Annotated in this window: 9 protein-coding genes and 1 tRNA gene; 4 read left to right on the plus strand and 6 right to left on the minus strand. The window is 41.8% G+C overall.

Annotated features, from left to right (window positions below):
- Positions 1-547 precede the first annotated feature (547 nt).
- The 5 genes from QK890_RS18725 to pnp all read right to left on the minus strand — a co-directional run bounded on the left by QK890_RS18725 (position 548) and on the right by pnp (position 9,640).
- On the minus strand, positions 548-2,164 hold the full coding sequence (locus tag QK890_RS18725) for a SusD/RagB family nutrient-binding outer membrane lipoprotein (protein ID WP_367627505.1): 1,617 nt from the start codon (positions 2,162-2,164) through the stop codon (positions 548-550).
- A gap of 12 nt (positions 2,165-2,176) precedes the next feature.
- On the minus strand, positions 2,177-5,497 hold the full coding sequence (locus tag QK890_RS18730; RefSeq protein ID WP_080594433.1) for a TonB-dependent receptor: 3,321 nt from the start codon (positions 5,495-5,497) through the stop codon (positions 2,177-2,179).
- A 259-nt stretch (positions 5,498-5,756) separates the two neighbouring features.
- Entirely contained in the window at positions 5,757-6,689 is a 933-nt protein-coding gene (locus QK890_RS18735) for a FecR family protein (protein ID WP_005811580.1), read from the minus strand.
- Positions 6,690-6,789: 100 nt separating this feature from the next.
- Positions 6,790-7,350, minus strand: a complete 561-nt coding sequence (locus QK890_RS18740; RefSeq protein ID WP_032530804.1) for an RNA polymerase sigma-70 factor — start codon at positions 7,348-7,350, stop codon at positions 6,790-6,792.
- A 163-nt stretch (positions 7,351-7,513) separates the two neighbouring features.
- A complete protein-coding gene (gene pnp / locus QK890_RS18745; protein WP_005811578.1) occupies positions 7,514-9,640 on the minus strand; it encodes a polyribonucleotide nucleotidyltransferase in 2,127 nt (708 codons plus the stop codon).
- Between the two features lie 196 nt (positions 9,641-9,836).
- On the opposite strand from pnp, the gene QK890_RS18750 reads away from it, so the two are divergent.
- From QK890_RS18750 to QK890_RS18760, 3 genes are all read left to right on the plus strand, one after another.
- A complete protein-coding gene (locus QK890_RS18750) occupies positions 9,837-10,988 on the plus strand; it encodes a thioredoxin-like domain-containing protein (RefSeq protein ID WP_005782037.1) in 1,152 nt (383 codons plus the stop codon).
- 181 nt (positions 10,989-11,169) lie between these two features.
- The gene (greA, locus tag QK890_RS18755; protein WP_005782039.1) at positions 11,170-11,634 is read left to right on the plus strand and encodes a transcription elongation factor GreA; all 465 of its coding nucleotides are present in this window, start codon (positions 11,170-11,172) and stop codon (positions 11,632-11,634) included.
- A 51-nt stretch (positions 11,635-11,685) separates the two neighbouring features.
- Complete coding sequence (locus QK890_RS18760; RefSeq protein ID WP_032530810.1) at positions 11,686-12,090, plus strand: HIT family protein; 405 nt, start codon at positions 11,686-11,688, stop codon at positions 12,088-12,090.
- 71 nt (positions 12,091-12,161) lie between these two features.
- Here QK890_RS18760 and QK890_RS18765 read toward each other — a convergent pair whose 3' ends face one another.
- The gene (locus tag QK890_RS18765) at positions 12,162-13,244 is read right to left on the minus strand and encodes a mannose-1-phosphate guanylyltransferase (protein ID WP_317468843.1); all 1,083 of its coding nucleotides are present in this window, start codon (positions 13,242-13,244) and stop codon (positions 12,162-12,164) included.
- A gap of 156 nt (positions 13,245-13,400) precedes the next feature.
- Between QK890_RS18765 and QK890_RS18770 the strand changes: the two genes are divergently transcribed.
- Positions 13,401-13,484: transfer RNA gene (locus tag QK890_RS18770), tRNA-Leu, on the plus strand.
- The last annotated feature ends 131 nt before the right edge of the window (positions 13,485-13,615 follow it).

The raw sequence follows: 13,615 nt of genomic DNA on the forward strand, positions 1-13,615 counted from the left end.
ACCGCGATCCATAAGAGGTGTGCTCGCATAATAAAAAGTTTGTTCATTCTAAATTTGTTTAGTGAATAATCAGATCAAAAATCTCTCGCCCGGCTTATACATGTGTGTATAAGTCGGTAAAGACTGTTTGATACAACTTTTATTATGCGTAAGTTTGTGTATTACAATTAGATATAACGTCTTGGAAAATACAATCGTGTTTCAAAAGACGTTCGTTTTATGGAACAAAGATAAGGTGTGTTTTTCATCTGTGCAAATATTTCCACATTGTTTTAATTATCAATCTTTTATCTCTCTCTCTTACATTCTGTGTAGGAAGCAAAAATCGTGTTCCATAAAACGAACGTCTTTTGAAACACTCTATGATGGGTAATATGTTTGTTATTAATCTATTATAGACTTATTGTTTAGGTTTTCGGGGATTTTTTCTATTGATTTTATTTTTAATAGAAAAGGGACAAAGCCCCCCGACTTTGCCCCTTCCAATCTTTTTTCCCGTAACTAATACGAAGAAAACACCACTAATTAAAATTTATACCTTTGTGTGTCAGAAATTTCTTCCGGTGTCCCACCACAGGCGAGTGCCGCAATTATCGGCTCCACCCAAAGCATTTACCAGTTGAGTATATTGTTCCGGGTTTGTTGTTTTGATACCTACGAAGAAGTTCAGTCGGCGTGGCCCGATGCCGGTGTCTACTGTACCCTCACTCTGATTGACCAAAACAGGGAATAATTTCGGATAACCTGTACGACGTTGTTCTGCCCAAGCTTCTCCTCCTTCCGGATACATGGCCAGCCATTTTTGTGTAATGATACGTCCCAGTTTATCTTCATTGCTGGCAGCATCGTCCCATTTTGGGGTCAGCGTATTGACAGCTTTCACATTATTCTCCGCTTTGAAAGCATCTATGTAGTCTGCAGGTTTCTTCTCGCTTTCCAGGTAAGCTTCTGCTCCTGCAGCACCCCATTGGGTAAATGATGCTTTTACACCTTTTTCATAACAATCCTTGACGGACTCACTACTCCACCCCCTCAGAGCTGCTTCGGCACGCAGGAACCATATTTCGGCAGGAGTCATTAGTATGGCGTCGGTTTGCTGGGTGATAGTGCTTTTGGAATGTCCGTTGTAGTTCTGGTGATTGAAACCCGTTCCCTGGCGGATCCCTTTGTAAGTACCCTTGTAGTTAATAATACTTGTTGCGTCGGAGCCGGCTGCTTTATTAAAGTATTTTTCCAGACGGGGATCTTCATAGCCTACTAACAAGGACTCCATATTGGCGTTCATAAACACCTCGCCCCATCCAATATTGATTTCTCCGAAAGGGTTGGTATAGCCCGACACTGTCGATACGGCTATCACCTCATCATTTCCTTCCAGCAATCCTTCTTTGTCTGTAAGGGATTTCTGCGCCTCTGCAACAGCCAGTTTAGAGTCCGCCATGGCGATGCGGACAGCCAGGCGCAAACGGAGAGAGTTCGCGAACCGGATCCACTCGCTGAAAGTGCGTTTTCCCTGGGGCATCAGGATATCGAACTTAGCAAAGCTCTCTATCTCCGGATTGGCTTTTTGATATTCACGTATCTTTGCGATACCTTCGTCCAGATCGTTGAAGAAAGCTTTGTAGGCTTCCGGTTGTGTATCGGGAGTAGAACCAGTTTTCGATCCGAATTGGGTGTAAACGATCGGACCATATAAGTCGGACAAACGGTGCATTAGCTCCACCTTCAATATCTTGGTGATGCCATAGAATCCTATATTGTCTTTTTCGTTGATTGTCTCAGATTTCTGGACTTCCGGCATGATGTATCCGTAGGTGTTATCCCATGTGGAACCGTTCCATCCGTCCATCATATAATAAGTGCTGTTGTTCTTCCCCTCGTTGAAGGGTTTGAAGTCATGTACGTATCCCGAGAATAAATCCGCTCCCAGATTTTGCATGGTCTGGAAAGGCCAGTTCTTACCGCTTCCCCAATCGTAATTGAAGTAGATTCCTTGCTGGATAATGCCCAGTGGAATACCATAATAGTTGAAATCCTGTTTCTTGCTATCGTTATCGAATCCCGCTTCGTTGGTATTGAATGATTCGAAAGAATCGGTACAGGCTGAAAATCCGATCAGTCCTCCTAAGAGTATACTTGCTATATATTTGATATTGTTTTTCATGATGAATCTCTTTTAGAATGTGAACTTAATATTGAAACCTAAGCTGCGGGTAGTCGGCATGCCGAATACGTCAATACCCTGATTATCGTTACCTGTTGAAAGAACAGCATCCGGATCGAACGGAGCTTTCTTGGAGATGAAGAACAGGTTGCGTGCTACGAATGACAACTGGACATCTTTGAAAGCACCGCCGGCTTTGGCCAACCAGCTTTGAGGAAGTGAGTAGCCTAATGAAAGTTCGCGGAGGCGGATGTTGGTAGCATCGTACATATAGTATTCCGTACATCCGTCACGTCCGCTGACTGCGGTATAAAACTTTTGCGGTTTCACTTGGGTTCCATCGACATTGACATAACCTGCATCACGGGCTTTTCCACTGTTCAGGCTGACACCTCTTTGGTCAAGTTCGGCCTGAGTCTGTGAAAGTACATCGCCACCGAAACGTCCGTCAATCAGGAAGTAGAGTGAGAAACCTTTGTAAGTGAAAGTATTGCTCCATCCCAACATAAAGTCCGGATTACAGTTTCCTACTTTTTCTGTATTGCCGCCACCGATAACGTTTGGAATCTTATCACCGTCTGCGTCTGCAGTGAACACCACTTTGCCATTCTTGTCACGCTCGAATGCCTTGCCATAAATATCACCGAATGAACCACCTTCTACCAGGCGCATGGAGTAGGAGGAAGAGAAACTTTCGTCACCATAAACAAATGTTTTCAGGTCCGGATGAAGCTTGATAATCTTGTTTTTGTTGGTAGAGAAGTTAAATTGAATCTTCCAACGGAAAGCGTCATTCATCACCGGAGTGGCTCCTAAAGTGATTTCTATACCTTCGTTCTGAATGTTACCGGCATTTACCATGTAGTATTTATACTCGGCACCTGCCGATGAAGGCAATGTAAATAACTGATTCTTGGTGTTGGTACGATAATAGGTGAAGTCAAAATCCAGTCGGTAGTTGAAGAATTTCCATTCGGTACCGATTTCATAGGAAGTACTCATCTCGGGTTTCAGATCATTGAAAGGAGCTTTAGAGTAAGTAACGATGGCACCACCTGCACCGATGATATCATTACTGCCCGGAATCGTGTTGCTGATGAACAACGGGAGATCGTTACCAACTTTGGACCATGAACCTCTGATCTTTCCGAAAGAAATCCATTCGGGGAGTTTCACTGTATTGTTCAGCACCCATGACAGACCTACCGAGGGATAGAAGAAACTGCTATGTTTGGTATAGGCCAATGTAGACGACCAGTCGTTGCGTGCGGTGACATCCAGATACAGGCTTTCTTTCCAACCTAACTGGGCAGTGCCGAACAGAGACTGTAATACTCTTTTTTGATTGATTTGTTCGTCGATATAAGCAGCCTGTGTCATTTTGATATTGGCTACGGTGAAGACGTTGGGGTAGTACAGTGAAGCTGTTTTGGAGTCCAGTCTCAAAGAATTGACATTCGTACTGTTAATGCTGCCGCCGATCGCGCCATTCAATGAGAAGTCATTCCATTTTTTGTTTATCATAGCCATGACATCACCGTAATACAATGTTTCAGTATGGTTCAAGTCAATATAACGTCCGTTTTGTCCTGATAGGGCAGGAGCAGTAGAAGCGTACATACGTTGTTGATACTGATCGTGTGTGTAATCGGCAGTACCACGAGCCTGGATATTCAGCCAATCAGTGATTTTCACGTTGGCGGTCAGTGAAGCGATGGCGCGTGTACGTTTATCGTTGCTGTTGATGCGGTTGGTGATCCAGTAAGGATTCTGTTCCATATCCTGATAAGAAGTATACCAGTTCTGTACATTCATATTACGTGCCGGGTCAAACACTTCGAAGTTGTTTTTATATTCGGATAAGTCTTCACCTCTCGGGAAACCGTAGAGCCCCACCAGCGGATTCATATAATAACCACCGGAAGTCGGACGATTTTTGATTGTTTGTGTCATCAGGTTGACATTGGCGTCCAGCTTTAGATAGTCGTTAAAGAAATTGGCTGTTTCGCGGAAATTCAGATTGTGCTTCTGCATTTTGTTTTTCTCGACTATACCTTTGGCAGTGGTATTAGCATAAGAGAAGTAAGTTTGCATCTTTTCACTGCCGTTCATAAAGGATACGGAATTGATGGCTGTTACACCATTCTGGAAGAAATTATCTGCATTGTCATAATCTTTTAGAGTTGCCTTTTTCCCCCAACCGTTTTTTGCTTCGGGATCCATGGCATAACTGTTTTGGAATTCGGGCAGGCAGATGGCATGGTCTACAGTCAAGTTAGAAGAGAATGTGATTTTCTGGATACCGGCTTTACCCTTCTTGGTAGTAATCAGGATGACACCATTGGCAGCTTGTGAGCCGTAGAGGGCTGCTGCGGAAGCTCCTTTCAGGATACTCATGCTTTCGATATCATCCGGGTTCAGGTTGGAGATACCGTCACCGCCATCACGGTTACCTGCATCGGCAGTACCACCGATGGCTGTGGAAGCCTGTTCGTTGCTGCTATTCAGCATCGGTACACCGTCAATCACATAAAGGGGCTGGTTGTTTCCGCTGATAGAGCGGCTGCCACGAATAGACACTTTGGCTGAGCCGCCCAGTCCGGATGAACTTTTGGTGATTTGTACACCTGCTGTTTTACCGGCAAGGGCATTAATCATATTCGGATCTTTGGCGCGGGTCAGTTCGTCGCCACCTACTTGTTGGGTTGAGTAGGTCAAGGAGGCTTCTTTTTTCTTGATACCCATGGCGGTTACGACTACCTGTTCCAGTGCCATGGCTTCTTCCTGCATCTTTATGTTGAGATTTTGTTGTCCGTTTACCTGTATGTTTTGTGGATGATAACCGATATAGGTAATCGTAAGAATAGAGTTGCTGGGTACATTAAGGCTGAAGTTGCCTTCCATATTGGTGATGCAACCGTTTGTAGTACCTTTCTCCAATACATTGGCACCGATGATGGGATCGCCATTCTGGTCAGTAACTACTCCTTTTACGGTTACTCTGTCCTGCTGGGCTGTTGAGGCGTTATCGTTGTTTTTGGTCAGAACAATGTTGTGCCCTTCCATTACATATTTAATGTTGGTACCTTTAAATGCCTCGTCGAGAACTTCGGATACGGCTTTGTTGTCAGCCTGTACGTTTACTGTACGTCTGGTATCTACATTCTTTTTGTTATAGACAAACAGATATTCCGTCTGAGATTCAATCTTTGATAGTAATTCGCTTACTTTCAGACTTGAACGTGGTATGCTTATTTTAGCATTTTGAGAGTATCCATTCTCACTGTAAGCTTGGAATGCTACGAAAAAGAGAAGGAATAATGTGATCTTCATGGTTAACAATATTTGTTTTGAAACAAAATTTTTTGGGCATAAATGCCTTGGCAAAGAAATTTTTCTCATATCTTTGTAACGTGTTAAGTTAATAAATTGATTAAGGTCGATTTTTGACTGTTTCGAATCGGAAAGTATGGGGGTACTTTCCGATTCTCTTTTTTGAGAATAATGGACTTTCTTTTCTACTTTTTCATGCGTATCTGGTTTTTAATGGTTCGTACTAATTTAAGGTCTATATTGAGCTCTTTCCTTATTTCTATTCAATGATGATACTGTCTTTTTCTTCATTGATGCGGTATGTGAACTTATGATCCTTCTGAATGACTTTCAGAATATGCTCTATGCCATCCTGCTCTTTAAACTTACCTGTACAGCGGTAGTTAAGTATTTTCAGATTTCTTACGCTTATGTTCACATTATAATATTTTTCCAGTTTGTTGAGCAGGCTGTTAAGCGGCGCATCATCAAAACAGTATAATCCTTCTTTCCATCTCAGATAATCGTACGAAGGTAAAGTAGTTTTCTTGTACTTTCCGTTGTATGATCCGAAGAACTCGTCTTTGGTCAGTCGGGTGATCACTTGATCACTTCCTACCGGATAGATGTCGACAATACCTTCAATCAAGGTCGTTTCAAATTCGTTACTGCCTTTGTAGGCGCAGACGTTGAAATGGGTTCCTACCACTTTTACCCGGTTTATTTCCGTGTTGACAAAAAATGGTATCTTTTTGTTTTTGGCTACTTCAAAATAAGCTTCTCCGTCCAGCTCTACGTTTCTTTCTTGGCGTCCGAAGTTGGATGCATAAGTCAAAGTAGACTTTGAGTTCAACCATACTTTTGTTCCATCTGCCAGTGTGATTTGTGCACGTTGTCCTGCAGGAACAGTTATGGTTTGGCGGTGAGCTGATTTTTCATATTGGTAATTCTTAAACAAGAACCCACAACTGACAGCTACGATGAGTACGGCAGCAACACGTGCACTCCACTTCAACATCGGGAGAATCCGGTTTTTTTTGTCTCTCCGGTTTATTTGTTTTTCATCCGTGAACAGAGCGATGTCATATAGCATCCGTTCTTTTTGAAATGCTTTCCGGTTTTCGGGAGATGCATCCACCCAGTTTAGAATTAGTTTTTCTTCTTCTTCGGAGGCAGTTCCTTTAAAATACTTGTATAGTAGTTCCTCTTCCATAAAATGTTTTTAGTTTATATATTGTCGGAGGCCTTATTTCCTCTTTCTGTATATATAACAGGATACTCCCGGACAACCCTAAAGGAAAATGAAGTTTTTTTTAGAAAAGTAGGGAAATAAGATAATCTTTGAGCTCAAGCCGCAATAATTTCAGTGCCTTAGTGATATGGAACTCTACACTCTTGATGGAAATGCCAAGTTGTTCGGCTATCTTTTTATTGGGAGCATTGTGATAGCGACTTAATATAAAGATGTGACGGCTTTGTTCCGGTAGCTGTTCAAGTGTTTTATATACAATGCGTTGTATTTCGGTGTTGAAGATCGATTCGGGTTCACAAGCTTCCAAAGTAGCAATGCGGAGGTCGAGTTCCCGCTGTTTGTGTGTGTTGATGGCTTCTTCGGCCCGCATACGTACCTGTTCGTGCTCAAGGTAGTTAAGAGATTTATTCTTGATGATAGTGAGCAATAATGCGTGGAGATTAGAATCTTTTTCCCATTTTTCACGGTTTTCCCACAGGCTGATCATTGCTTCCATCAGGATGTCTTCAGCTGCGGCTTTATTTCGGGTATATGAGTAAGCAAACGACAGAAACCTCTCCTGGTTTTCTTGGAAGAACCGACTGAATAGGTCCATGGTATGAAGACTGTTGTTGCTTGACATGAATAGATTTTAAAGGTTCGTTGGATTTTGTTATGACAAAGCAACATAAACTTTTTGGAATATCAAAATAAAAGAATGACTTTTATGCTGATTGCCGGTTAAAAAATAACCTGGCTATAAATAATAGCCAGGTTATCAATCTGTCAGTAAGGACAGGAATTATTTATTTTTTTTCCGGACGGGGTAACAAAACTTTTCTTGAAAGTTTGAACTTACCTGTCTTCGGGTCAATGTCGATCAATTTCACTTCGATCTCGTCACCTTCTTTGATGCCGGCTTCTTCTACAGTTTCAAGGCGTTTCCAGTCAATTTCTGAGATATGGAGTAGACCGTCTTTTCCCGGAAGGAATTCAACGAATGCACCATAAGGCATGATTGAGCGTACCTTACCTTTGTATACTTCACCTATTTCGGGAACGGCAACAATACCTTTGATCAGGCGGATTGCATCATCGATTGATTTCTTGTTGGTTCCGGAAATCTCGATGCGGCCCACGTTGTCGATCTCCTCGATAGTGATTGTAGCACCTGTTTCTTCCTGCATACCTTGAATGATTTTTCCACCCGGGCCGATTACAGCACCGATAAATTCTTTAGGAATAGTCATTGTTTCGATACGGGGAGCATGATCTTTCAGTTCGGTACGTGGTTCGGCAATTGTCTCCTGGATTTTACCAAGAATATGCATACGTCCTTCTTTTGCCTGGTTCAAAGCACGTTCCAGAATTTCATAAGACAGACCGTCTACTTTAATGTCCATCTGGGTAGCTGTAATACCGTCTTTGGTACCTGTTACTTTGAAGTCCATATCACCCAGGTGGTCTTCATCACCGAGGATGTCAGACAATACTGCATATTTTTCTTCGCCGGCGTTCTTAATCAATCCCATAGCGATGCCCGATACCGGTTTCTTAATCTTCACACCGGCATCCATCAGGGCCAGAGTTCCGGCGCATACAGTAGCCATGGATGAAGAACCGTTTGATTCAAGGATATCTGAAACAACACGTACTACATATGGGTAATCTTCCGGAATCATTCTCTTCAGTGCTCTGTGTGCCAGATTACCGTGCCCAATTTCACGACGGCCTACGCCACGTTGAGCTTTTGCTTCACCTGTTGAGAAAGGAGGGAAGTTATAGTGCAATAAGAAGCGTTCTTTTCCGTGAGCCAGAACGTCGTCAATGATTTTTTCATCCAGTTTGGTACCCAAAGTGACTGAAGTCAATGACTGAGTCTCACCACGGGTAAAGATGGCTGATCCGTGAGGTCCGGGTAGGTAGCCGACTTCACACCAGATAGGGCGAATTTCAGTAGTCTTACGTCCATCCAAACGTTTTCCTTCATCAAGGATACAACGACGCATGGCCTCTTTTTCTACGTCATGGTAATAACGATCAATCAGTGCACCTTTTTCTTCCAACTCTTCTTCGGAGAACTGAGCTTTGAATTCGTCACGGATAGCGTCGAAAGCATCCTGACGTTCATGTTTGTTTCTGTTTCCGGAAGCTGCGATGGCATACGATTTATCGTAGCAGGCATCGTGAACGGCTTTGCGGAGTTCTTCGTCGTTTTCTTCGTGACAATATTCACGTTTTACGGTTTTACCAACCATTTCAGTCAGTTCCATCTGTGCTTTGCAATGTACTTTGATAGCTTCGTGAGCTACTTTCATTGCTTCCAGCAATTCGGCTTCTGATACTTCGCTCATTTCACCTTCTACCATCATGATGTTTTCATAAGTAGCGGCAACCATGATGTCCATATCAGCTTTTTCAAGCTGGTCGAAAGTCGGGTTGATAACGAACTTGCCATCAATACGCGCAACACGTACTTCCGAAATAGGTCCGTTGAAAGGAATATCTGAAACAGCAAGTGCTGCTGAAGCTGCAAGTCCGGCCAATGCATCGGGCATATCAACACCGTCTGCTGAGAAAAGGATAATGTTTACGTAAACTTCTGCGTGGAAATTATCGGGGAATAAAGGACGGAGAGCACGGTCTACTAAGCGGCAGGTAAGAATCTCATAATCAGATGCTCTTCCTTCTCTTTTTGTAAAGCCACCGGGGAAGCGGCCGAATGCTGCAAATTTTTCTTTGTACTCTACCTGAAGCGGCATGAAATCTGTTCCGGGAACTGCATCTTTAGCGGCACAAACAGTAGCTAACAACATGGTGTTACCCATGCGAAGCATCACAGAGCCATCTGCCTGTTTTGCCAGCTTTCCCGTTTCGAGTGTGATGGTTCTGCCATCTCCCAACTCGATCGTCTTAACAATTGGGTTAATCATAAAAATTGTTTTATCTAATATCTTTCTTTCAAAATTCCCGCAAAGATATACATTTATTGCACTAATCTCGTGAAAATGAGATAAAAAGTTAGTGGGAATTTGATTTTTTTCAATTTTGGAGTGAAGAACATGGCAAAATGCTTTGACTAATCTTGAAAAGAAGTATATTTGCAGCTTGAAAAATAACACGCATATTATGAAAAAAGTAACGTTAGTAGCTCTTGTGGCTCTTGCTTTAAGTTCTTGTAATTCTGACCCTAAATTTAATGTGAAAGGAGATGTTTCGGGAGCAGATGGAAAAATGCTTTATCTGGAAGCTTCCGGACTTGAAGGAATTGTGCCTTTGGATTCTGTAAAATTGAAAGGAGACGGTTCATTCAGTTTTAAACAATTACGCCCTGAATCTCCTGAGTTTTATCGTTTACGGGTGGAAGATAAAGTGATTAATTTCTCGGTTGACTCTACAGAAACTGTCAGCATCAAAGCGCCTTATACAGACTTTTCGACTGCTTATACAGTAGAAGGCTCGGACAATTCTGCGAAAATTAAAGAACTGACTCTAAAACAGATCCGTTTACAGAAGAATGTGGATGCGTTGGTAAAAGCTGCGCAAGCCAATCAATTAGGTAACGATGTGTTTGAAGACAGCCTGGCTGTATTGTTGAAGAATTATAAGGATGATGTGAAAATCAATTATATTTTTGCCGCTCCCAATACAGCTTCTGCTTATTTTGCTTTGTTCCAGAAGCTAAATAATTATATGATTTTTGATCCTTTGAACAATAAAGACGATATTAAATGTTTTGGTGCCGTAGCCACAAGTCTGAACAATACTTATCCGCATGCGGTACGTTCGAAGAATCTCTATAATATAGTTATAAAAGGTATGAAGAATACTCGTACCCCCCAGCAAAAGACAATCGAGATACCGGAAGAAAAGATTGCTGAAACAGGTGTGATTGATATTGCTTTGAGAGATATGAAAGGTAATATCCGTAAACTCACTGATTTGAAGGGTAAAGTCGTTCTTCTTGACTTTACGGTCTACCAAAGTGCAGTTTCGGCTCCACATAACCTGATGCTGCGTGACTTGTATAATAAGTATGCGGGCCAGGGGCTGGAAATTTATCAGGTTTCATTGGACGCTGATGAACATTTCTGGAAAACTTCAGCCGATAATTTGCCTTGGGTATGTGTTCGCGATGAAAATGGAATTTACTCAACGAATGCAGCTTTATATGGCGTAAAGAATCTGCCGGCTCTATTCCTTATCAATCGTAACAATGAACTGAGAGCCCGTGGAGAGACGATAAAAGACTTGGAAGGAACTATCAAGTCTATGCTTTAAGTTGTTATAAATTAGAAGTTTTCGTTTAAATATGTTACATAGCATTACTTTTTGCTTGACGCATATCGTTTAAAAGGTTATCTTTGCGAAGAAATAATTGAAAAGAGGGTTCCAGCATGACTCATGTTGGAATTCTTTTTTGTTTTATATGACCGTTAAAAAATAAAAGGAGGAAAACATCATGGCTTATATGTCAGAAGAAGGTTACAAGAAATTGATGGCGGAACTTAAAGAACTGGAAACAGTGGAACGTCCCAAAATCTCTGCGGCAATAGCTGAGGCACGCGATAAAGGAGACTTATCGGAGAATGCCGAATACGATGCTGCAAAAGAGGCTCAGGGTATGCTTGAGATGAGAATCAACAAACTCAAAGCTGTAATAGCGGATGCTAAGATTATCGATGAATCGAAACTGAAAACAGATTCAGTGCAGATTCTGAATAAAGTAGAACTGAAGAATACCAAGAATGGTATGAAGATGACTTATACCATCGTTTCAGAAAGCGAGGCTAATCTGAAAGAAGGAAAGATTTCTGTTAGTACGCCGATTGCTCAGGGATTACTCGGCAAGAAGGTAGGTGATGTTGCTGAGATCCAGGTTCCACAAGGTAAAATCAGTCTTGAAGTAGTAAACATTTCGTTTTAACAAGAGGGCAGGTCCATACTGGGGCTTGCCCTATTTTATATATATGGGATTATGGCAACAATATTCAGTAGAATCATAGCAGGTGAAATTCCATGCTATAAGGTAGCCGAAAACGAAAAGTTTTTTGCTTTCCTTGATATCAATCCGTTGGTGAAGGGACATACTTTGGTTGTGCCTAAACAGGAAGTTGATTATATCTTTGATTTGAGTGATGAGGATCTGGCTGCAATGCACGTCTTTGCCAAAAAAATAGCCCGTGCTATTGAGAAAGCCTTTCCTTGTAAAAAAGTGGGTGAAGCAGTGATCGGACTTGAGGTTCCACATGCTCATATTCATTTGATTCCTATTCAGAATGAATCGGATATGCTTTTTTCTAATCCGAAACTGAAGCTGGCAGATGAAGAGTTCGTCGCTATTGCTAAGACTATTAATTCTGCTTACGAAGCAGCCCAATAAAATCCTTCCTTCATAATATAGTAAAGGGACTGAACCTGGCGTTCAGTCCCTTTTTTAGTTTTACGCAGAAATCAAATATAGTCTTCTCCTAATTTCATTTGTGCATCGTTTACATACTTGCGTATGGCATGTTCTTCGTCTTTTTTGCATATCAGCAATACATTGTCTGACTCGGCAACCAGGAATCCTTCTAATCCTTCTATTACAGCAAGCTTGCCTTTTGGCAATACAACGATATTGTCGTTACTGTTATAGATCATAGAATCGCATTTCAGAGTTACATTTCCTTGTTCATCTTTAGGTGATAAGTCGTACAATGATCCCCATGTTCCAAGGTCCGACCATCCGAAATCTCCTAAAGAAACATATACATTGTCGGCTTTTTCCATGATACCAAAGTCTATTGAAACATTTGGGCATGCCGGGAAGTTTTCTTCGATGAAGGCTTTCTCTTCCGGTGTGCCATATACATCTTTTCCCGGAGCCAGTTTTGATGCTAATTCTGGAAGAAGAGCTTCTTCTGCTTTGATGATTGTATTGACGTTCCACATGAAAAGTCCGGAATTCCAATAAAATTCTCCACTCTCGACAAAAACTTTAGCAAGCTCCAACTCGGGCTTTTCCGTGAATGTTTTTACTTTGTAGAAATTATCTCCTTCCTGTTCTGCTATCTGAATATATCCGTATCCTGTTTCCGGGCGATTAGGTTTTATCCCTAAGGTGAGGAGCTTGTCGGATTTTGAAACAAAGTCCAGACCTTTCTCTATGGCGGCTAAGAATTCTCCCTCTTTCAGAATCAGATGATCAGAAGGAGCAACTACGATATTAGCGTTCGGATTTAAAGAGCGTATATGGTAAGAGGCCCATGCGATGCAAGGAGCTGTATTTCTCCTTGCCGGCTCTAACAGAATCTGTTTGGGGTCTAATTCCGGAAGTTGTTCTTTTACCAAATCTGCATATATCGCATTTGTCACAATAAGTATGTTCTCCGTAGGAATAATTTTATTGAATCGATCGAAGGTTTGCTGCAGCAACGAACGACCTGTACCAAAGAAATCCAGAAACTGTTTAGGCATTGTCTTGCGGCTAAACGGCCAGAAACGACTGCCGATACCTCCGCCCATAATTACGCAATAATTATCTTTACTTGTCATGATATTGACTGTTTTAAATGTTTCTGCTAAAATACAGTTTATTCTCTGAAAACCGAAGCGTTTATGAGATGTTTTATTCTTTTTTTCTCCTTTTTTTTATAAAACTCTTGCAGGTTCAAAAAAAAGCCGTATCTTTGCACCGCATTTGAAACCAATGCCCAGATGGCGGAATCGGTAGACGCGCTGGTCTCAAACACCAGTGGATTCACTTCCATCCCGGTTCGACCCCGGGTCTGGGTACGAATAAACCCTGATAATCACCTGATTATCAGGGTTTTCTGCTTTTATAGGGCGTACTAAATGTGTACTGAATGACGAATACAAAGAAAAGGTGTACTTTAATAGTTTTCTTCCCCATATCTTTATAATTT

The sequence above is a fragment of the Bacteroides sp. NGMCC 1.200775 genome, assembly GCF_040798045.1.
Classification (GTDB): domain Bacteria; phylum Bacteroidota; class Bacteroidia; order Bacteroidales; family Bacteroidaceae; genus Bacteroides; species Bacteroides hominis.

Excerpts from the sequence above, each read along its gene's own strand:
- QK890_RS18725 (WP_367627505.1), bottom strand. The coding sequence starts at position 2,164 with ATGAAAAACAATATCAAATATATAGCAAGTATACTCTTAGGAGGACTG.
- QK890_RS18730 (WP_080594433.1), bottom strand. The coding sequence starts at position 5,497 with ATGAAGATCACATTATTCCTTCTCTTTTTCGTAGCATTCCAAGCTTAC.
- QK890_RS18735 (WP_005811580.1), bottom strand. The coding sequence starts at position 6,689 with ATGGAAGAGGAACTACTATACAAGTATTTTAAAGGAACTGCCTCCGAA.
- QK890_RS18740 (WP_032530804.1), bottom strand. The coding sequence starts at position 7,350 with ATGTCAAGCAACAACAGTCTTCATACCATGGACCTATTCAGTCGGTTC.
- pnp (WP_005811578.1), bottom strand. The coding sequence starts at position 9,640 with ATGATTAACCCAATTGTTAAGACGATCGAGTTGGGAGATGGCAGAACC.
- QK890_RS18750 (WP_005782037.1), top strand. The coding sequence starts at position 9,837 with ATGAAAAAAGTAACGTTAGTAGCTCTTGTGGCTCTTGCTTTAAGTTCT.
- greA (WP_005782039.1), top strand. The coding sequence starts at position 11,170 with ATGGCTTATATGTCAGAAGAAGGTTACAAGAAATTGATGGCGGAACTT.
- QK890_RS18760 (WP_032530810.1), top strand. The coding sequence starts at position 11,686 with ATGGCAACAATATTCAGTAGAATCATAGCAGGTGAAATTCCATGCTAT.
- QK890_RS18765 (WP_317468843.1), bottom strand. The coding sequence starts at position 13,244 with ATGACAAGTAAAGATAATTATTGCGTAATTATGGGCGGAGGTATCGGC.